The organism is Allobosea sp. 01N443 (assembly GCF_056399325.1).
In genome coordinates this window covers 1-18541 of sequence record NZ_JBFTRC010000052.1, presented here as the reverse complement: position 1 = coordinate 18541, position 18541 = coordinate 1, and the positions used below count along the sequence as shown (strand labels likewise).

Annotated in this window: 16 protein-coding genes; 9 read left to right on the top strand and 7 right to left on the bottom strand. The window is 65.5% G+C overall.

Translation table 11 applies throughout. The annotated features are described in order from the left end of the window. Nucleotides 1-36: 36 nt before the first annotated feature. The 3 genes from AC1DRP_RS15195 to AC1DRP_RS15185 form a co-directional block, all read right to left on the bottom strand. The gene (locus tag AC1DRP_RS15195) at nucleotides 37-654 is read right to left on the bottom strand and encodes a glutathione S-transferase family protein (RefSeq protein ID WP_441507539.1); all 618 of its coding nucleotides are present in this window, start codon (nucleotides 652-654) and stop codon (nucleotides 37-39) included. 133 nt (nucleotides 655-787) lie between these two features. Next, nucleotides 788-1942: an MFS transporter gene (locus tag AC1DRP_RS15190; RefSeq protein ID WP_441507469.1), complete on the bottom strand. Its 1155-nt coding sequence runs from the start codon at nucleotides 1940-1942 to the stop codon at nucleotides 788-790. Between the two features lie 7 nt (nucleotides 1943-1949). Continuing rightward, nucleotides 1950-3134 carry a diaminopropionate ammonia-lyase gene (locus tag AC1DRP_RS15185; RefSeq protein WP_441507470.1) on the bottom strand — a complete coding sequence of 395 codons (1185 nt, stop codon included), beginning with the start codon at nucleotides 3132-3134 and terminating at the stop codon, nucleotides 1950-1952. 105 nt (nucleotides 3135-3239) lie between these two features. On the opposite strand from AC1DRP_RS15185, the gene AC1DRP_RS15180 reads away from it, so the two are divergent. The 6 genes from AC1DRP_RS15180 to tam all read left to right on the top strand — a co-directional run bounded on the left by AC1DRP_RS15180 (nucleotide 3240) and on the right by tam (nucleotide 7785). Beyond that, nucleotides 3240-3728, top strand: a complete 489-nt coding sequence (locus AC1DRP_RS15180) for an Lrp/AsnC family transcriptional regulator (protein ID WP_441507471.1) — start codon at nucleotides 3240-3242, stop codon at nucleotides 3726-3728. A gap of 77 nt (nucleotides 3729-3805) precedes the next feature. Continuing rightward, the gene (locus AC1DRP_RS15175; protein WP_441507472.1) at nucleotides 3806-4336 is read left to right on the top strand and encodes a MarR family winged helix-turn-helix transcriptional regulator; all 531 of its coding nucleotides are present in this window, start codon (nucleotides 3806-3808) and stop codon (nucleotides 4334-4336) included. A 45-nt stretch (nucleotides 4337-4381) separates the two neighbouring features. Further along, the gene (gene rfbC / locus AC1DRP_RS15170) at nucleotides 4382-4957 is read left to right on the top strand and encodes a dTDP-4-dehydrorhamnose 3,5-epimerase (protein ID WP_441507473.1); all 576 of its coding nucleotides are present in this window, start codon (nucleotides 4382-4384) and stop codon (nucleotides 4955-4957) included. Beyond that, nucleotides 4958-6013 (top strand): dTDP-glucose 4,6-dehydratase, encoded by a 1056-nt coding sequence (rfbB, locus tag AC1DRP_RS15165; protein WP_476768875.1) that lies wholly within the window; start codon nucleotides 4958-4960, stop codon nucleotides 6011-6013. It abuts the gene before it with no gap. Then, on the top strand, nucleotides 6010-6903 hold the full coding sequence (gene rfbD, locus AC1DRP_RS15160; protein ID WP_441507475.1) for a dTDP-4-dehydrorhamnose reductase: 894 nt from the start codon (nucleotides 6010-6012) through the stop codon (nucleotides 6901-6903). The genes rfbB and rfbD overlap by 4 nt, the downstream gene beginning before the upstream one ends. A gap of 111 nt (nucleotides 6904-7014) precedes the next feature. Next, a complete protein-coding gene (gene tam, locus AC1DRP_RS15155; RefSeq protein ID WP_441507476.1) occupies nucleotides 7015-7785 on the top strand; it encodes a trans-aconitate 2-methyltransferase in 771 nt (256 codons plus the stop codon). Nucleotides 7786-7977: 192 nt separating this feature from the next. Here tam and AC1DRP_RS15150 read toward each other — a convergent pair whose 3' ends face one another. Then, nucleotides 7978-9312, bottom strand: a complete 1335-nt coding sequence (locus tag AC1DRP_RS15150; RefSeq protein WP_441507477.1) for an 8-oxoguanine deaminase — start codon at nucleotides 9310-9312, stop codon at nucleotides 7978-7980. Between the two features lie 112 nt (nucleotides 9313-9424). Further along, the gene (locus AC1DRP_RS15145) at nucleotides 9425-9781 is read right to left on the bottom strand and encodes a hypothetical protein (RefSeq protein ID WP_441507478.1); all 357 of its coding nucleotides are present in this window, start codon (nucleotides 9779-9781) and stop codon (nucleotides 9425-9427) included. Between the two features lie 218 nt (nucleotides 9782-9999). Between AC1DRP_RS15145 and dapD the strand changes: the two genes are divergently transcribed. After that, a complete protein-coding gene (gene dapD, locus AC1DRP_RS15140; RefSeq protein WP_043242272.1) occupies nucleotides 10000-10842 on the top strand; it encodes a 2,3,4,5-tetrahydropyridine-2,6-dicarboxylate N-succinyltransferase in 843 nt (280 codons plus the stop codon). Between the two features lie 115 nt (nucleotides 10843-10957). Here dapD and AC1DRP_RS15135 read toward each other — a convergent pair whose 3' ends face one another. After that, a complete protein-coding gene (locus tag AC1DRP_RS15135) occupies nucleotides 10958-11521 on the bottom strand; it encodes a DUF1269 domain-containing protein (RefSeq protein ID WP_441490387.1) in 564 nt (187 codons plus the stop codon). 144 nt (nucleotides 11522-11665) lie between these two features. Beyond that, the gene (locus tag AC1DRP_RS15130) at nucleotides 11666-13156 is read right to left on the bottom strand and encodes an MDR family MFS transporter (RefSeq protein ID WP_441490386.1); all 1491 of its coding nucleotides are present in this window, start codon (nucleotides 13154-13156) and stop codon (nucleotides 11666-11668) included. Between the two features lie 574 nt (nucleotides 13157-13730). Between AC1DRP_RS15130 and AC1DRP_RS15125 the strand changes: the two genes are divergently transcribed. Then, a complete protein-coding gene (locus tag AC1DRP_RS15125; RefSeq protein WP_476768874.1) occupies nucleotides 13731-15161 on the top strand; it encodes an aldehyde dehydrogenase family protein in 1431 nt (476 codons plus the stop codon). 1008 nt (nucleotides 15162-16169) lie between these two features. Next, on the top strand, nucleotides 16170-18541 hold a 2372-nt coding region (locus AC1DRP_RS15120; protein WP_476768873.1), incomplete at its 3' end, for an autotransporter outer membrane beta-barrel domain-containing protein.

Sequence of the window (18541 nt, the reverse complement as noted above, 5' to 3'; positions counted from 1 at the left end):
GCCGGGGGGCGGCCGCCGGGCGAACTGGCCTGGCGATCAGTCATGCGTCTCGCCGTCATAGAGCGTGGCGCGCATCGAGGGGCGTTCCGAGAAGGAGCTATACCAGTGGGCCAGCCGTGGCCGGCCAGGCTCGAAGGCGGGCAGCGCGCGGAATTCCAGCCATGAAAGGGCGGTCGCAAGCGCGATATGGCCGACATGGAGTGGCGCGTCGAAATCCGCCTCGCGTTCGAGAAAATCGTAGGATTCGACGAGTTTCGCCGTCATTCCCTCCGCCAGGGGCGCATACCGCAGGGCCTCGGGGCGGCGTACGGTTTCCCAGCGCAGCGCAATGCCAGCGTCGCACAGTCCCTGGGCGAGCGCCTGCACGCGAAGCGCGGACCATCTTGCCCGCCCACCCTGCGGAATGAGCCGGCTGCCGCCGTCGAGGCTCGCGAGATAGTCGCAGATCACGATCGAATCGAAGATCGCCTCGCCATCGGGGAGGACGAGGACGGGAACCTTGCCGAGCGGGTTGACCGCGAAGACGTCGTCGTTCCGGTTGGTCGGGCTCGTCTCCTGGTGGACGACGCGCAGCTGTCCGGCGAGACCCGCTTCATGGGCAAAGACCAGGACCTTGCGCGCATAGGGCGAATGAGTCTGGTAGATCAGGTCCATCGTTCGCGTCAGCTCTGATGCCGTACTCATTTGCGTGCCTTGCCAAACGGGATGATGAACCGGACTCGTCGAGAGCGCAGTCATGGTCTGCCTCCAACGGGCGCGCTTTGCGGCGCTGCGAGGGATGCGAAACTCATGTGCGCAACCGCGGAGCGCTGGCTGCGACGCCGATGAGCAGCGTCGCGACGACCAGGAAGGCAATGGGCAGGCTCGCGACTTGGGCGATGGCACCGATTGCCGCGGGGCCGACAAGGATGCCGGCATAGCCCAGTGTCGAGATCGCGGGCACGGCGATATGCTCGGGCATCGCGTTCTGTCTGCCGATCGCCGTGTAGAGAACCGGCACGATATTCGAGCAGCCCGCCCCGACGAGCGCAAAGCCGGCGAGGCCTGCCAGCCAGGATGGTGCAAGCGTTGCGAGCACGAGACCTGCCGCTGCGCAGAGGCCGCCCCAGACGATGATGCGCTGGGGGCCGAGGCGGTGCACGAAGCGGTCGCCGGTCAGCCGGCCGATCGTCATGGTGCTGGCGAAAGCCGCATAGCCAAGTCCCGCATAAGCGGCATCGACCCGGCGCAGATCGGTCAGGAAGACGGCACTCCAGTCGAGCATGGCGCCCTCGGCCAGGAAGACGACGAAGCAGAGCACGCCGATGAAGAGCACGATGCCGTGCGGAATGGCGAAGGCCGGGCCTTCGCCCTTGCCGGCATAGGGCAGGAGCCCCGAGGCCGCCCAGGCCATCGCGGCAAGGAGGATCGCGACGACGACGAGCGTGGCGAGGAGCGGCGTCGCACCCAGCATCAGGAGCCCGCTGGCCCCGGCCGCTCCGGCGATGCCGCCGAGACTGAAGAGACCGTGAAAGCCGGACATCATGCTGCGCCCGCTGGCTCGCTCGACGATCACGGCCTGGATGTTGATGACGCAATCCAGCGAACCGATTCCGGCTCCGAAGACGAACAGTGCCAGGCCGAGCAGCGGCAGGTGCGCGGCGGTCGCGAGAGCCGGGAGCATGAAAGCGACGAGCAGCACCGCGCTAATCAGCACGCGGCGGCAACCGAACCGCGAAGCCAGCGCGCCCGATAGCGGCATGGCCAGGATCGAGCCGGCGCCGAGGCAGAGCAGCAGCAATCCGAGCGCGCCATCGTCGAGAGCCATGCGCAGCTTGGCATAGGGCACCAGGGGTGCCCATGCGGCGATGCCGAGCCCGGCAACGAAGAAGGCGATGCGGGTCGCGGCCTGCTCCGCCCGTCCCGGCGCCTTTCGGGCCTCGATGGCGATGCGCGCGTTCATCGTCGCATTACTGGGCGGCTCGTGCCGGCAGGCCGGTCAGTTCGGCATAGCGTTCGGGATCGGTCGCGCCCTCGGTATTGATGACGAGAACGCGGGAGGTCGCGTCGAGGCCAAGCTGCTTCCTGACCGTGGGATCAGCCGCAACCCGGATGACGCCGGCCAGGCCGACACCACCGCTTTCGCCGGAGACGATGGCGGGGTCCTTGCCAGCGGGCCGCGCCAGCCGGTTCATCACCGCGATGGCATCCTCGTCCTCGACGGTCATGAAGCCGTCGGCGACGCGAGACAGGACACGCCAGGCGATAGGCGAGGGCTCGTAGCATTCGAGCATCGCCATCACGGTCGGTTCGCCATGAACGACCTTGACCGGATGGCCGGCCTTCGCCGTCTCGAAGATGCAGGCCGCGCGCGCAGGGTCGACCACCACAAAGACGGGACGCTGGTCGCCGAGCGCATTGGCGAGATAGCCCGCAGCCGCAGCGGCAATGCCGCCGACGCCTGCCTGCACGAAGACATGCGTGGGCGGCTCGGCGAGTTCACGCAGTGCTTCGCGGATGATCACCGTATAGCCCTGCATCACCAGCCCGGGGATGCGTTCATAGCCTGGCCAGGAAGTATCGGAGACGACTGTCCAGCCCTCCTTCTCCGCGACGCGGGCGGCTTCCGTGACCGAGTCGTCATAGGTGCCCTCGACCCGGATCATCGTCGCGCCGAAGCGTGCGATCGCCGCGACACGTTCGTCGCTGACTCGGGCATGCACGAAGATCGCGGCCATCGCCCCGGTGAGCTGGGCGCCCTGTGCGACCGAACGGCCGTGATTGCCGTCAGTGGCGCAGGCGACCGTCATCCCCGCCGCTACGGCCCGGACCTCGGGGCTGTTCAGCTCGGCGATATCGACTGGCCGCCCGAGCTTCCTGCTCGCCTCCTCCAGCACCAGCCGGAAGACGGCATAGGCGCCGCCAAGTGCCTTGAAGCTGCCAAGGCCGAGGCGATGGCCTTCGTCCTTGACGTGGATCGCACGGACCCCGAGCTCGGCGGCCATGGCTGGCAGGGCATGCAGCGGTGTCTCGACGTGGTTCTCGCGATAGCTCAGATGGCGCTCGACCTCGGCGGCCGCGGCGATGCTCAGGGTCTCGGCATCGATCGGATCGAGCGCCTTGCGACGGTCGGGGTGGTGGTTGGGAAGAAACATCGCCGCTCCTGCGCGCTGGTACAACGAATGGATATTGCAATCATGGCGAAAAGACCGCTGTGTTTGGTCCCCTGAAATGCAAGTTTGTTTCGTTGGGCGCTCCTCTTGACCCGATCCCCTTCGCCAGCAGTCACGCTGGACAATTTCGACCTCGCGATCCTGCGCATCCTGCAGCGCGACAACACGACGCCGCAGCGTGTGATCGGCGAAGCGGTCAACCTGTCCGCGCCCGCCGTCCAGCGCCGGATCAAGCGCATGGAGGAGACGGGTGTCATCCAGGCCAATGTCGCGCTCGTCGATCCTACCCGGCTCGGACAGGCGATCACCATCTTCGTCGAGGTGGAGCTGGAAAGCGAGCGTGCCGACCTGATCGACGCCGCCAAGCAGGAATTCACCGCAGCACCTGAGGTGCAGCAATGTTACTACGTCACTGGCGAAGCGGATTTTGTGCTCGTCATCCTGGTGCCGAGCATGGCGGCCTATGAGGCGCTGACGCGCCGGCTCTTCTTCGGCAACAACAATGTCAGGAAGTTCCGCACCTTCGTCGCGATGGACCGCGTCAAGGTCGGGCTCGCGGTTCCGCTGCCGGAATAGTCTGCGGCAGACTCCGCTTGCCGAACGCCGCCATCCCGGATTTGGTGGGCCCTCCAGGGATCGATCGTGGGCGCAGCATGGTTTCGACGAGGCGCCGCAAGGCCGAGGGCGGGGACGGGGACCGGGAGGTGCTCAACCTTGCGGGTTACCTGCCCTATTTCCTGACGACGATCTCGAACACCTGGTCGCGCAGTTCGTCCCGCCTCTATCTCGATCTGTTCGGCGTCGGCGTCACGGAATGGCGCATCATCTCGCAGCTCGCGATCGAGCCTTGTATCGTGGCGCAGCGCATCTGCGAGGTCATCAGCCTCGACAAGGGGGCGGTCAGCCGCGCCGTGGCGGCGCTGGTTTGGGCCGGTCATGTCCGCGAACATGCGGATAGCCGCGATGCGCGCCGGCAGGTTCTGCAGCTGACGCAGAGTGGCTACGAGCTGCATGACCGCCTGATCGCGGTTGCCCTCCAGCGCGAGAACCTGATCCTGGCCGATTTCTCCGCCGAGGAGATTGCCGGGCTGACCGCCCTGTTGCGGCGGATCCATGCGCGGCTGCCCGAGCTGCGCGAATTTTCGCCTGATGATGTCACCGAGGCGGCGGCTGCGCGTCGTTGACAGGGGGGCGGCGGCAAGACTACCTGCGGCCAGGCAGGAGACCTCATGTCCAATTTTACCTTCGCGCCTCTCGCCATTCCTGGTCCCGTACTGGTCCGGCCGCGACGTTTCGGCGACGACCGCGGCTACTTCATGGAAACCTATAGCCGCGAGCCTTTCGCGGCAGCTGGGATCGCGCCGGATTTCGTTCAGGACAACCAGTCGCGTTCGGCGCAGGTCGGCACCGTTCGGGGCCTGCATTATCAGACTGCGCCCGCTGCCCAGGCCAAGCTCGTGCGCGTGCTCAAGGGCGCGATCTTCGACGTCGCTGTCGACCTCCGGCGCGGCTCGCCGCATTACGGGCGCTGGTGCGGGGTGCTGCTCAATGCGGACGGTGCCGAGCAACTCTTCGTGCCGCACGGCTTTGCCCATGGTTTCTGCACGCTCGAACCCGGCACCGAGGTCGCCTACAAGGTCGACGCGCCCTATGCGCCGCAGAGCGAGGGCGGCTTGTTCTGGGCCGATCCGGCGCTTGCCATCGACTGGCCAGTGGTAGCCGGGGCCGCGACACTGTCCGAGAAGGACGCGAAGCTGCCCGGTTTTACCGGTTTTGCCAGCCCCTTCGTCTATGAGGGCGCCTGAATGACGCGGTTTCTCATCACCGGCGGCGCCGGTTTCATCGGCTCGGCTGTGGTCCGGCACCTTGTCGCCGAGACGCCGCATCAGGTGCTGGTCGTCGACAAGCTGACCTATGCCGGCAATCTCGACAATCTGAAGCCGGTCGAGACCACTCCGCGCTACGCCTTCCTGCAGGCGGATATCGGAGATCTCGCCGCCATGCGCGAGGCCTTTGCGTCATTTCGGCCCGATATCGTGATGCACCTTGCGGCGGAAAGCCATGTCGACCGTTCGATCGATGGGCCGGGCGCCTTCATCCAGACCAATGTCGTCGGAACCTTCGTGTTGCTCCAGGCGGCGCTCGACCATTGGCGAGCCCTGCCGCAGGACGCGAAGGCCAGCTTTCGTTTCCACCATGTCTCGACCGACGAGGTCTTCGGCTCGCTTGGCGCGGAAGGTCTGTTCAGCGAGACGACACCCTATCAGCCGACCTCGCCCTATTCTGCGTCGAAGGCCGCTTCCGACCATCTCGTGCGTGCCTGGCACCACACCTATGGGCTGCCTGTCGTGCTCTCCAACTGCTCGAACAATTACGGGCCCTATCACTTCCCGGAGAAGCTGATCCCGCTCGTCATCCTGAACGCGCTTGAGGGCAAGGAATTGCCGRTTTACGGCGATGGCGGTCAGGTACGCGACTGGCTCCATGTCGAGGATCATGCACGCGCGCTTTGCCTGATCGCGGTAACCGGACGCCCCGGCGAGAGCTATAATGTCGGCGGCAATGCTGAGCGCACCAATCTCGATGTGGTGCGCGCGATCTGCGGCCTGGTCGACAGCCTCGCCCCCGACACCGCTATCGGCCCGCGCGACACCCTGATCCGGTTTGTCGCCGACCGGCCCGGCCATGACCGTCGCTATGCGATCGACGCTTCAAAGATCGCCCGCGAGCTCAGCTGGAGCCCGCAGGAGAGCTTTGAGAGCGGGCTGGAGAAGACCGTTCGCTGGTATCTCGCCAATCCGGATTGGTGGGGCCGCATCCGCAACGGGCTTTATCGCGGCGAGAGGCTCGGCCTCTCGTGAATGAAGCGCCGATCCTGCTTTTTGGCGCCGGCGGTCAGCTTGGCCGCGAGTTGACGGCGCTGGCGCATGAGCGTGGCGTTCCGCTCGTCGGGCTGGCGCGGGCTGACGGCGACATCACGGACCGTGCGGCTGTGGCAAGGGCCTTGAAGACCCATCGCCCCGGCCTCGTGGTCAATGCTGCGGCCTTTACGGCGGTGGACCGGGCCGAGAGCGAGACGGTCGCCGCCTTCTCCGCCAATGCGGAAGGGCCCGCCATTCTTGCCGAGGCGACGGCCGAAGCCCGCATTCCGCTCCTCCATGTTTCGACGGACTACGTCTTCGACGGCAGCAAACCCGGGCCTTATGTCGAGAGCGACCCCGTCGCGCCGCTCGGTGCCTATGGTGCGAGCAAGAGCGAAGGAGAGGTCTGCATCCGGGCCCTGCAGCCGCACCATGTCATCCTGCGCACCGCCTGGGTCTACGGCGTCCATGGCGCAAACTTCCTGAAGACCATGCTGCGGCTTGCCGCAGAACGCGATGTCCTGCGCGTTGTCGCCGACCAACGCGGTTCTCCAACCGCGACACGCGACCTTGCCGAGGCGATCCTCGCCGTCCGCGCTGCGCTGATGGCCGGCGCCGAGCCCTGGGGCACCTACCATGTTGCCGGGCAGGGCGAGACGACCTGGCATGGCTTCGCCAGCGCCATCATTGCCGAGCAGGCCCGTTTCACCGGGCGGAGCCCGATCGTGGACGCGATCACGACTGCGGAATTCCCGACACCGGCGCGCCGTCCTGCCAATTCGGTGCTTGATTCCGCCCGGTTCGCCGCGATCTTTGGCTATCGCGCAAAGCCGTGGCAGGAACGCATGCGGGAGGTCGTGGCCACGTTGATGGCGCAGAGGGTACCATGAAGGGCAGCTGGCTGAACTGGCGAAGCTGACGGGCAAATCGAGCTACGGGCGGTATCTGGCAAAACTGCTCTGATCGCGGGCCTTCCTGCTCATGAGGATATGGAAATCGTTATGACCTGGTCGGCACGGCAGTACACGAAATTCGAGGATGAGCGGACCCGCCCGGTTCGCGATCTGCTTGCCCAGGTCCCGACGGACGCCGTGGCAAGCGCGGTCGATATCGGTTGCGGTCCCGGCAACTCGACCGAGCTTCTGCTGGCGCGTTTCCCCGACGCCGCGATCAGCGGGATGGATAGCTCTTCCGACATGATCGCGGCCGCCCGCAGGCGCCTGCCGGCGATCCCGTTCGAGGTTGCCGATATCGCCTCATGGCAGCCGGCCGCCCCCTATGACGTGATCCTGTCGAACGCCGTGCTGCAATGGCTGCCCGATCACGAAGTCCTGATGCCATCACTCATGGCCAAGCTTGCGCCGGGCGGCACGCTCGCCGTGCAGATGCCGGATAATCTCGACGAACCGGCCCATGTGCTGATGCGTGAGGTTGCCGCTGACGGGACCTGGGCCGGCAAGCTCGCCCCAGCGCTGCAGACGCGCGCGGCGCGCCATGGCGCTGACTGGTATTATCGGGCGCTGCGCGGCGGCACGACAAGGCTCGATATCTGGCGCACGACCTATCATCATCCACTCGCGGGCGGGGCTTCGGCGGTGGTCGAGTGGTTCAAGGGCGCCGCCTTGCGTCCGCTGCTCGATCTGCTCGACGAGGCCGAGCGCGAAGCCTTCCTCGCACGCTATCAGGGTCTCATTGCGCAGGCTTACCCCGCGATGCCGGATGGCACCGTGCTGCTGCCCTTCCCGCGGCTGTTCATCGTCGCGACACGCTAAAGCATCGGCCCGAAAAGTGGATTGCGGTTTTCGGGCAAGCCGATGCACTCACAGATGGTTAGATCACGTTTTCTGCATTTGGATAAAAGTGTCCAAATGCAGAAAACGTGATCGATTCTAATGGTTTAGAGCATGCTCTATGCGAAAACCGTTGCCATATTTCGCAGAATGCTCTGAGGCGCGAACGGCCCCTTACGCGTAGCGCATCGCAACTGCGCTGTGCATCCGCCGCAGCGCGGCGATGTCCAGTCCGGGCACGGCACCGTCGACAACCCGCCAACGCCCCGCGACCATGACACGATCGGCCCGGTTCGCGCCGCACAGCACCAGCGCTGCGACGGGATCATGCGCGCCGGAGAAGCGCAGCTCGTCGAGCCGGTACAGTGCCAGATCCGCCTGCATGCCGGGCGCGATCCGCCCGATATCGGAGCGCCCGAGGCATCGTGCCGAGCCTTCCGTCGCCCAGCGGATCACGTCGCGCGCAGTCACGGCGCTGGCACTCTTGTAGTGCAACCGGTTGATCAGCAGGGCGTGGCGCAGCTCTTCCATCAGGTTCGAGCCGTCATTGGAGGCTGAGCCGTCGACGCCGAGGCCGAGCGGCGAGCCGGCGGCCTCGAGTTCGCGTGTCCGGCAGAAACCGGAGGCGAGCACGCCGTTCGAGGTCGGGCAATGGCAGATGCCGACGCCGGCCCGGCCCAGCCGCTCGCATTCCTCGCAGGAGAAATGGATGCCATGCGCCAGCCAGGTCTTCGGCCGCATCCAGCCGGCATCCTCCAGAAGGTCGAGCGGGCGCTTGCCGTAGACCTGGAGGCAATAGGCCTCCTCATCCTGCGTCTCGGCGAGATGGGTGTGCAGCGGAGCATCGAAGCGCGCGGCGAGTTCAGCCGATTTCGCCATCAGCGCAGGCGTCACCGAGAAGGGAGAGCAGGGCGCCAGCGCGATCTGGATCATGCTGCCTGGCTTTGGATCATGGAACAGCGAGAGCACGCGCTCACTGTCGGCCAGGATCGTCTCCTCGTCCTGCACCACAGCATCCGGCGGCAGCCCACCATCCTTCTGCGACAGATTCATCGAGCCGCGCGAGACAGTCATGCGGATGCCGAGCGCGCGCGCCTCGTCGACCGCGATATCGACCGCGCTCTCCAGCCCTTTGGGGAAGAGATAATGGTGATCTGCCGCTGTGGTACAGCCGGAGAGCAGCAATTCGGTGAGTGCGACCCGCACTGCGAGCCTGAGATCGTCGGGCGTCAGCCGGGCCCAGAGCGGGTAGAGCGCCTTCAACCAGGGAAAGAGCTCACGGTCGATCGCGGCCGGATGGGCGCGTGTCAGCGTCTGGTAGAAATGGTGATGCGTGTTGATCAGCCCGGGCAGCACGACATGATCGGAGGCATCGAATGTCTCGTCGACCGGCTGTGCCGGAGCGCTGCCGGCGGCCAGCAGTTCGACGATGGCGCCATGCTCGACCACCACGCCGCCGCCGGCGTCCGCGGCGACGATGCCGAGCGGGTTCCTGATCCAGAGGCGCATGGCCGCTCCTTGCGAACGAGGCGTGGACGTCGCTCTTCAGTAGTGGAAGGCGGCAGAGGCGAGGAATAGACCGAACGTCTTCCGGCACATCAAGGGGGCGGGCGCAGACGGCCTATGTCGGCTTTCGACAGGCGAAGGGCAGGAATGTGCTCGAGAGTCCTCCGTTGAGGGACATCAGAACAAGGATATTAGCCAGCTCAAGCTCCTTTCCGCTGCGTGGGCAGACGTCTGCCTGCGCCGTGCAGTTGGTCGCAAGGAAGGCATCGTGCCGGGCGAGGAATTCGTCGCTCAGTCCTGTCTTTCCCCGCTTGGCGATGGCCGCACCATAGGCCTCCTTGTACCGAACGCATTTCTGCGTGGTCCAATCGACGTCGCGTTGGGCCTGCGCCGCGGCCTTGGGAGCTGCGCCCATGATCGTGGCCGACAAGGCGATCGCGGTCGCAGCTCGTCTTGAAAGAGAAGGCTTCATCGCATTCATGATTCCGAGATTCCCTGCCCAGGTCGATGACCTTGGGGGGGCAATTGGGGCGTTCCTGCGGCGTCGGATTCATGATGCCTTGGTACAGTCAATGCCAGGCGGCCGGCGTCGGCACGTGCGGACGAGAAGTCGGCGGCGCGCCGCGCTTCTCCTTGACGCCGCTGTCTTGATCCGCCATCGCTCCGGCGCATTCTGAACGGAGACCGACGATGAGCCTGACCGATCTCGCCGCCACCATCGATGCCGCCTGGGAAAACCGGGCAGAGATCGGCGTCAGCACCAAAGGGGCGGTGCGCGATGCCGTCGAGCAGGCCATCGAGATGATCGATTCCGGCCAGGCCCGCGTTGCCGAAAAACTGGGCGGCGAATGGGTGACGCATCAGTGGCTCAAGAAGGCCGTGCTGCTCTCCTTCCGTCTCAACGACAACAAGATCATCGCAGGGGGCCCGGGCGAGGGGGTGTTCTGGGACAAGGTTCCCTCGAAATTCGAGGGCTGGGGCGAGAATCGCTTCCGCGCCGCCGGTTTCCGCGTCGTGCCGCCGGCCGCCGTGCGCCGCGGCGCCTTCATCGCGCCGAACGTCGTGCTGATGCCGTCATATGTGAATATCGGCGCCTATGTCGATTCAGGCACCATGGTCGACACCTGGGCGACCGTCGGCTCCTGCGCGCAGATCGGCAAGAACGTGCACCTGTCTGGCGGCGTCGGCATCGGCGGTGTGCTTGAGCCGCTTCAGGCCAACCCGACCATCATCGAGGACAACTGCTTCGTCGGTGCCCGCTCCGAGGTGGTCGAGGGCGTGATCGTGGGCGAGGGTTCGGTGATCTCGATGGGCGTCTTCATCTCGGCCTCGACCAAGATCATCGATCGCGCCACCGGTCAGGTCCATATCGGCAAGGTGCCGCCCTATTCGGTGGTGGTGTCCGGGTCGCTTCCCGGCAAGCCGCTGAATGATGGAACGCCGGGCCCCTCGCTCTACTGCGCCGTGATCGTCAAGACGGTCGATGCCCAGACCCGCGCCAAGACCGGAATCAACGAGCTGCTGCGGGACTGATACGCGCTGAGACCCCGGCAGAGGCATAGCGCAGCCGGGGTCCTCGTCAGCGGTAACGAATGGATCCCGGGCCTCGCTCTGGCTGCCCGGGATGACGTCGCCTCAAGGGTGTGCTTCAGCCCACGGGCGAGGGTGCTTCGCCGGCCGTCGGGGTTGCTGTCGCGCCGGGCGTCGAAGGATGTTCGACCGCCCCAGGTGAAGCCGAGATCGCGTCGCGCAGGGCTTGTTCGCGGGTGTGGTCGAGCGATGTCTTCAGCACCACGCCACCCGTGCCCTTGATCGCTTCCAGCACCTTGTCGCCGGTCATCTTGCGGATCAGCAGGAAGAGCGCGGCGTTGCCCGGCTGCAGGCTGGTCGAGAGTTCCTTCATGAAACCGTCATTGACACCGTAATCGGTCAACGCACCACCGAGTGCGCCGGACGCCGCGCCGATTGCAGCGCCGAACACCGGCATCAGGAAGATCGCGCCGATCAGCAGGCCCCAGAAGCTGCCCGAGACCGCCCCGAGCGCGGTGGTGTTCATGAGCTGGTTCAGTTTGATCTTGCCGCCCTCATGCATGACCGCGATCGCCGCGTCGCCGAGCTCGATCAGGTATTCCTTCTGCAGGGAGATGACTTTCTGGCGCATCTCCTCGGCCTTGGCCTCGGTCGGGTATACGATGACGACGAGATCGGACATGGGGCTCTCCTTTGGCGGGCAAACTCAACCTGCCGCGCGGCTGTGACAGAGTTGCGGCAATGCGAGATTGCGCTCCGGTTTAGCCTGCCGGCAACCCCGCCGGTTTGATGCTCGTCAAACGCGGACGAGGATGCTTGTCCCGCCCTATTCGCCTGCGATTTCCTTCGCAGCCTCGATGGCGCGGCCGCGCAGCGGCATTTCCTTCATCCTGAACAGGAAGAACAGGGCCAGTGCAAAGCCCGCGAACGTCGCTGCGAAGACATATTGGAACAGCATGATCATGGTGGCGCGGTCCGCCGTTCCGCTCCGTAGGGTCTCGGCCGTAACACCCGAGCCTGCCCCGATGCCGCCGAGGACGATCGCTCCGAATACGGCGACGATCAGCGCCCCGCCGATCTGGCGAAAGAAGTTCGCCGTCGCCGTCGTCGTGCCGAGCTGGTGCGGCTGGACGGCATTCTGGATCGAGACGGTGGCGACCGGCAGCAAGGTGCCGAAGCCGAGGCTGATTACCGCCAGCACGATACCGAAGGGGATGAGCGACATCCGGCCGGCGAAGGCGATCAGCAATGCGGTACCGATCAGGGCGATGCAAAGTCCTGCAACCGGTACGCGCTTGTAGTGCTTGAGGAGGGTCATTGCCCGTCCCGATGCGGTCGCGCCGATGACGGTGCCGCAGGTCAGCGGGATCAATCCCATGCCGGAATTGGCGGCCGAGAGCCCGGCGACCGTCTCGAAATAGAGCGGCAGATAGATGGTGAGCCCGATGAAGGTGCCCATGCCGAAGCCGGCGGCGATCGTGCCCATCCGCACCACCGGATTGGCCAGGATCGCGAGCGGGATCAGCGGCTCCTCTGCGGTCTTGAGACGCATGGCGAATGCGATCCAGAGCAGTGCCGACAGGCCGACCAGCCCGAGGATCGGCGCCGAGGCCCATGGATAATGCACGCCACCCCAGGAGAGCGCGAGCAGCAGCGTCACCGTTGCGCTCGTCATCAGCCCGGCGCCGAGGAAATCGAGTTTGTGCGGTCGCTCATGCCGCGGCAGGCGCTTCAGCGCCTTGTCGGTCATCAGGTAGGCGAAGAGCCCGAGCGGCAGGTTGATCCAGAAGATCACCGACCAATGCAGCGCCTCGGAGATCACCCCGCCGAGCACCGGTCCGAGCAGCGAGGAGGAGAAGAAGACGCTGGCGATATAGACCTGATATTTGCCGCGCTCCTTCGGCGGCACCATGTCGCCGATGATGGTCTGCGCCATCGAGATCAGCCCGCCGCCACCGAGCCCCTGGACGAAGCGCGCCACCACCAACAGCCAGAGGGACGATGCCAGTGCGCAGGCAACCGAGCCGACGATGAAGATCACGATGCCGGCGAGCAGCGTTACCCGCCGCCCATGGATGTCGGCGACCTTGCCGTAGAGCGGCGTCACCGCGGTCGAAGCCAGCAGATAGGAGGTCACGACCCAGGGCAGATGCGTAACGTCGCCGAGCTCGCGCCCGATCGTCGGCATGGCGGTGGCGACAATAGTCTGGTCCAGCGCGGCCAGGAACATGGCGAGCATGATGCCAATGATGATGGAGCGGATATCCGCTTCCGACAGAGCCGGCTTCTGCTCATCGGTCTCGACACGCTTGTCCATCGATCTGCAACGCCTGCCCTGTGTTTGGGGAATGGCGAACTGTAGGATTCCATTGGTCCATGCGCCAGCGGCGCGCGCGCAAGGCAGGGCTGTGAACCAGGGCGGTCACGGATTTGTGTCGTGCCGATTGCGCATAGAGAATAGGCAATGAGGTGGGCATGACCTGCGGCTGGCCTGGGACGTTGACCGCAACGGCGCTGTTCACACGGTGATGAAGGTCAAGCCGGGAGGCGACGCTGAGCGGTCGCGCAGCAGAAGCGGATTGCCCCTGCCAATCGGCCGCAAGCTCCGGCCGCCTGGCGTGCATGACGGTCATTCCAGCCAGGCCCGGCCGGTGACGGTGACAAGCGCGTGACGCCCGCCTATCGTAATATCCATGCTGCCATAGCGCCAAACATTCCGTCAGGTGGAGCTGGACGAGCCGCTCGCGAGGGCGATGCGCGCTGGCCGGGTTCGCCGCCAATCACGGTCGCCAGCTTCAGGGGCTGCGGCCGCCTCGCTGCCGTTCCCCGGACATCGCCTGTTCAGGGACGAGCATTACTCCCCCCAAAGCCCAGCCGCCGGAGACCGCACCATGTCGCATGCCCTGCAATTCTACATCGATGGCCAATGGGTCCAGCCGATGGGCAACAAGACCCTCGAGGTCATCGACCCCTCGACCGAGGAGGCCTTTGCCACCATCGCGCTCGGCACCGAGGCCGACGTCGACAAGGCGGTCGCTGCTGCACGCGCCGCCTTCCCGGCCTTTGCCGCGACGTCGAAGGCGGAACGCCTCGCCCTGATGCGCCGCCTGCTCGAGGCCTACAAGGCGCGCTATGYCGATATCGCGGACGCGCTGTCGCAGGAGATGGGTGCGCCGAAGGATCTGGCGCATCGTGCACAGGCCGGAATGGGCACCGCGCATCTCGCCAAGATGATCGAGACGCTCGAGAGCTTCGAGTTCGAGGAGCTGCGCGGCACGACGCTGATCGCCAAGGAGCCGATCGGCGTCGTCGGCATGATCACGCCCTGGAACTGGCCGCTGAACCAGATCATGTGCAAGGTCGCGCCGGCTCTCGCGGCGGGCTGCACCATGGTGCTGAAGCCAAGCGAGATCGCCCCGATGAACGCGATCATCTTCGCGGAGGTCATGCACGAGGCGGGCGTGCCGAAGGGCGTGTTCAATCTCGTCAATGGCGATGGCCCGACGGTCGGCGAGGCGATTTCGCGCCATCCGCAGGTCGATATGGTCTCGTTCACCGGCTCGACCCGCGCCGGCATTCTGGTCGCCAAGGCGGCAGCCGACACCGTCAAGCGCGTGCATCAGGAACTCGGCGGCAAGTCGGCGAACATCATCCTCGACGATGCCGATCTGAGCTATGCGGTGAAGCTCGGCGTCGAGAGCGTGATGCGCAACAGCGGCCAGTCTTGCAACGCGCCGACCCGGATGTTCGTGCCGGCGGAGCTGCATGACAAGGCGGTCGCAATCGCCAAGGCAACGGCCGAGCCGCTCAAGGTCGGCGCTGCTTCGGCGGAAGGCACCTGGCTCGGGCCGGTCGTCAGCGAGACGCAGTACAACAAGATCCAGGCACTGATCGAGGCCGGCATCAAGGATGGCGCCGATCTCGTCACCGGCGGTCCGGGTCGCCCCGAGGGGCTCAATCGCGGCTATTTCGTCCGCCCGACCGTGTTCGCCAATGTCACGGACGACATGACGATCGCGCGCGAAGAGATCTTTGGGCCGGTGCTCTCGATTCTGCCCTATCGGACGGAAGAGGAGGTCGTCACCCGCGCCAATGACACGCCTTACGGGCTTGCGTCCTATGTCCAGTCCGGTTCGCTGGAACGTGCCCGCAAGGTCGCGGCGCAGATGCGCAGCGGCAATGTCTACATCAACTACCCGGCCTGGGATGCTGGCGCCCCCTTCGGTGGCTACAAGCAATCGGGCAATGGCCGTGAATATGCCGATTTCGGCCTCGAGGAATTCCTCGAGATCAAGGGCACGGTCGGCTACGCCACGGCCTGATCCGGGCGGCTTGCCGCATCCCTTCCGGTTGAGGGGATGCGGTGAAGCCAAGATGGTGGATGCGGATCGAGATCGTGTCTCGATCCCGGCAGTCGGACGACGCGGGTCTCGGCTTGCATCTGGTCGTACAGGGGCGGCTTCGGCGTCCAAGCCTCTGTGAGAGTTGCCCCGGCGAGCCCCTGTTTGCCAAAAGGGGCGTGTGCATCACTGCGCACGCCCTTTCTCGTCTCTGCGCGGCATGGAAGGCGCATTCCGCTCCCGCTGTTGAGGCCGTGCACCAATGATCCTGAGATGGCGCGCAATCGACGCGCCTCCGCAAGCAGCCGGGCAGTGAAGCGCTCGTTGGCATATGCTCTGCGGTCTTGACCCAGGGCCAACCAGTCGGGAGCGGCGTGCTGCGCTTTGGGAGAGGTTCTCGAAGATCTGCTTAGGGTGGGCTGGTTAGTAAAGGTGCCGCCGCTGAGCGCTTTCCAGGAAGTCGGTCAGACCCCGCCACTCCCGAGCATGGCGATCATGGCGACGCTTCAGTGGTAAATTTATGCGCCGTATGCAGGTTTATCTGCGCTATAAGATCACCGAGAGTGCGAAATAACATCACAATTCGCGGTTGATATATTTTCGTCGGAGAACGTGCCGTAATTGTGCGTGTCGATTATTTATCAGGATTCGAAATATTCCGGGCGCCGGACGCTTTCGACTCGATGCGGCCATGTGATGTGAATGGCTGTTCAAATTCCCGAATGAAATAGGTTACTAATTTCTTGACAATTTTATGAATTCCCTTGCGGAATGCATTTGCTATTGGGCGTTGAAGACCCAGGGGGGCGCATGCGGCCGCTACGAAGTTATCCTCGTGCCATCACGGGGCTGGCGGCCTTGTCGACGGTGAGTTGGTTTGCGCTTGGCGTGACGCCGTCACTGGCTCAAACAGCATGGCAAGGCGCTTCTCCCGACTGGCATACAGCGTCGAACTGGTCGCTGGGGGCCGTTCCAACTGGCGCTACGACAGTGACCATCGGCTCTGGCTCGCTGATTGCGCCGTCCATTACTGCTGCCGGGGCGTCCGCAAACCTGCTGCACATTGGCGCGATCGGCATGACATCATCGCTGACGGTGTCGCCCGGCGGCTCGCTCACCGCGGCCGCAACGACCGTCGCAAACCTCGCCGGAGAGGTGGGATCGGCCAACCTGATCGGCGGGGCCTGGTCCGGCGACTACCTCTATGCCGGCTACAGGGGCCAGGGCAGCTTCGCCGCTTCGGGCGGTGCGGCGGCAAATTTTGCGGCTTTCGTGACGACCGGCTCCTTCGCCGGCTCTGCCGGAACGATCACGCTCTCGGGAGCAGGGACCACCTGGTATAATGGCAACGGCCATATCGTCGGCGAATCCGGGCAAGGCACCTATCAGGTTCTCGCCGGCGCCAAGGCCGATGACCGTGCGATCACCGCCGGCTACAACGCGACGGGTGTGGGCGCGGTCACCGTCAGCGGCGCTACCTGGAATATCCGCGGCACGTTGATGGGTGGCTACGCGGGACGCGGCGATATCGTTATCTCCAATGGCAGTTCGGCTGCGGTAACGGTCAATACGAATTTCGGCGAGTTTGCGTCCGGCCGGGGTTCGCTCACCATCGATGGCGCCGGCACAAAGCTGAAGGTCGGGGGCTATTCGGTCTTTGGCATGAGCGGCCAGGGCAGTGGCCTCGTCTCGAACGGAGCTGTTGTCCAGACGAACCAGGGCATCCTCGCCTGGCAAGCTGGCTCTCGCGGCGATTTGAGAGTGACGGGCGCGAATTCCCAGTGGCTCGGCACCACCTACCTGATGGTCGGGAATCTCGGCGTCGCCGAAGCAACGATCGACAATGGCGGCACCGTGCGTATCGATGACGGCCGCGGCATGCTTGTCATCGCCAACAGTGCCGGCTCGACCGGGACCGTCAATATCGGTGCAGCGGCAGGAGCAGTCGCCCGCGCTCCCGGCTTCATCGAGGTGGCGGAAATCCGCCTCGGACGCGGCTCCGGGCGGCTCGTGTTCAACCATACCGCTTCGAATTATACGGTTGGCGCAACGATTACCGGCACTGGAGCGATCCTGCATGAAAGCGGGACCACGACCCTGAGCGGCATAAACACCTTCCGTGGGACGACGACGGTGAACGGCGGTTCGTTGATCGTGAACGGATCGCTAGCGGCCTCTTCGGGGCTGACCGTTGCGGCGGGTGCGCGGCTCGGCGGGTCCGGTCAGTTGCCCTCGACGGTGGTGAACGGCACGCTGGCGCCGGGCAATTCGCCGGGAACGCTGACGGTCAACGGCACCCTGACAATGGGCGCGGGCTCGGTCTATGAGGCCGAGATCCAGGGCGCGGTCGCAGACCGGGTCAATGTCACGGGCACCGCGAGCCTCGCAGGGACGCTCAGGTTGGTGGCACTTGGCGGCCCCTATTCCTTCACGACGCGCTATACGCTGCTCTCGGCGCAAGGCGGGCTCGGCGGGACGCGCTTCGGCACGCTCGATTCGACCGGCCCCTTCGGAGCCGGCATCGCCACCAGCCTGGCCTATACCGCAAACGACGTGATGCTGACCCTTGCGCCAAAGCCGCTGGCCGGCTTCGTCGCATCGCTCTTGAACGCCTTTTCGGTTGCCGCAGGCCTCGATCGGGCGGTGGCGGGCGGAGCCGATCCGTCGGCGCTGTTCGGCATCTACAACCTGCCGGCCGCAGCAATCCCCGGGGCGGTGAACCAGCTTTCGGGCGAGGCGCATACCGCAGCGCCGGCAATGGCGGTCTCGGCCGCCGACCAGTTCCTGCGTGCGATGCTCGATCCCTTCGCGGCGGGCCGCGGCAGCGCGGGGGCTGCTCCCGGCGAAGCCTCCTTCTCCGGCCTCGTCCGCAAGGGCGCCGACGCACCGACCGCGCCGGCTTTCCTCGATCCGCCGCCATACACCGTCTGGGGCGCAGCCTTCGGCTCGGTCGGCCGCACCGACGGATCGACCAGGGTCGGCTCGGCCAAGAGCGATCTCGACGATGCCCATCTCGCCGTCGGCGCCGATTTTCGGATCATGCCCGGCACGGTTGCGGGCTTTGCGGTCTCCGGCGGCAGCGCCCGGTCCTCGCTCGCCGGCGGTCTCGGCAAGGCCGAGGCCGATGTCTTCCAGGCCGGCCTCTACGGCACGACCCGGCTCGGGCCGGTCAATCTTGCCGCTGCCTTCGGCTATGGCCGGCTCGAGAACGAGATCAAGCGCAGTATCCCGGTGCTCGGCAGCGCATTGTCCTCGTCCTATGCCACCACCGCCTGGAGCGGCCGGCTGCAGGCGAGCGCCGCGGTGCTGTCATGGAACGGCCTGACGCTCTCGCCGCTGGCGGCGCTGCAGGCGATCCAGGC

Coding starts and splice junctions, on each gene's coding strand:
- AC1DRP_RS15130 (WP_441490386.1), bottom strand. CDS start 13,156: ATGGACAAGCGTGTCGAGACCGATGAGCAGAAGCCGGCTCTGTCGGAA.
- AC1DRP_RS15145 (WP_441507478.1), bottom strand. CDS start 9,781: ATGAAGCCTTCTCTTTCAAGACGAGCTGCGACCGCGATCGCCTTGTCG.
- dapD (WP_043242272.1), top strand. CDS start 10,000: ATGAGCCTGACCGATCTCGCCGCCACCATCGATGCCGCCTGGGAAAAC.
- AC1DRP_RS15150 (WP_441507477.1), bottom strand. CDS start 9,312: ATGCGCCTCTGGATCAGGAACCCGCTCGGCATCGTCGCCGCGGACGCC.
- AC1DRP_RS15185 (WP_441507470.1), bottom strand. CDS start 3,134: ATGTTTCTTCCCAACCACCACCCCGACCGTCGCAAGGCGCTCGATCCG.
- AC1DRP_RS15195 (WP_441507539.1), bottom strand. CDS start 654: ATGGACCTGATCTACCAGACTCATTCGCCCTATGCGCGCAAGGTCCTG.
- tam (WP_441507476.1), top strand. CDS start 7,015: ATGACCTGGTCGGCACGGCAGTACACGAAATTCGAGGATGAGCGGACC.
- AC1DRP_RS15190 (WP_441507469.1), bottom strand. CDS start 1,942: ATGAACGCGCGCATCGCCATCGAGGCCCGAAAGGCGCCGGGACGGGCG.
- AC1DRP_RS15175 (WP_441507472.1), top strand. CDS start 3,806: ATGGTTTCGACGAGGCGCCGCAAGGCCGAGGGCGGGGACGGGGACCGG.
- AC1DRP_RS15135 (WP_441490387.1), bottom strand. CDS start 11,521: ATGTCCGATCTCGTCGTCATCGTATACCCGACCGAGGCCAAGGCCGAG.
- rfbC (WP_441507473.1), top strand. CDS start 4,382: ATGTCCAATTTTACCTTCGCGCCTCTCGCCATTCCTGGTCCCGTACTG.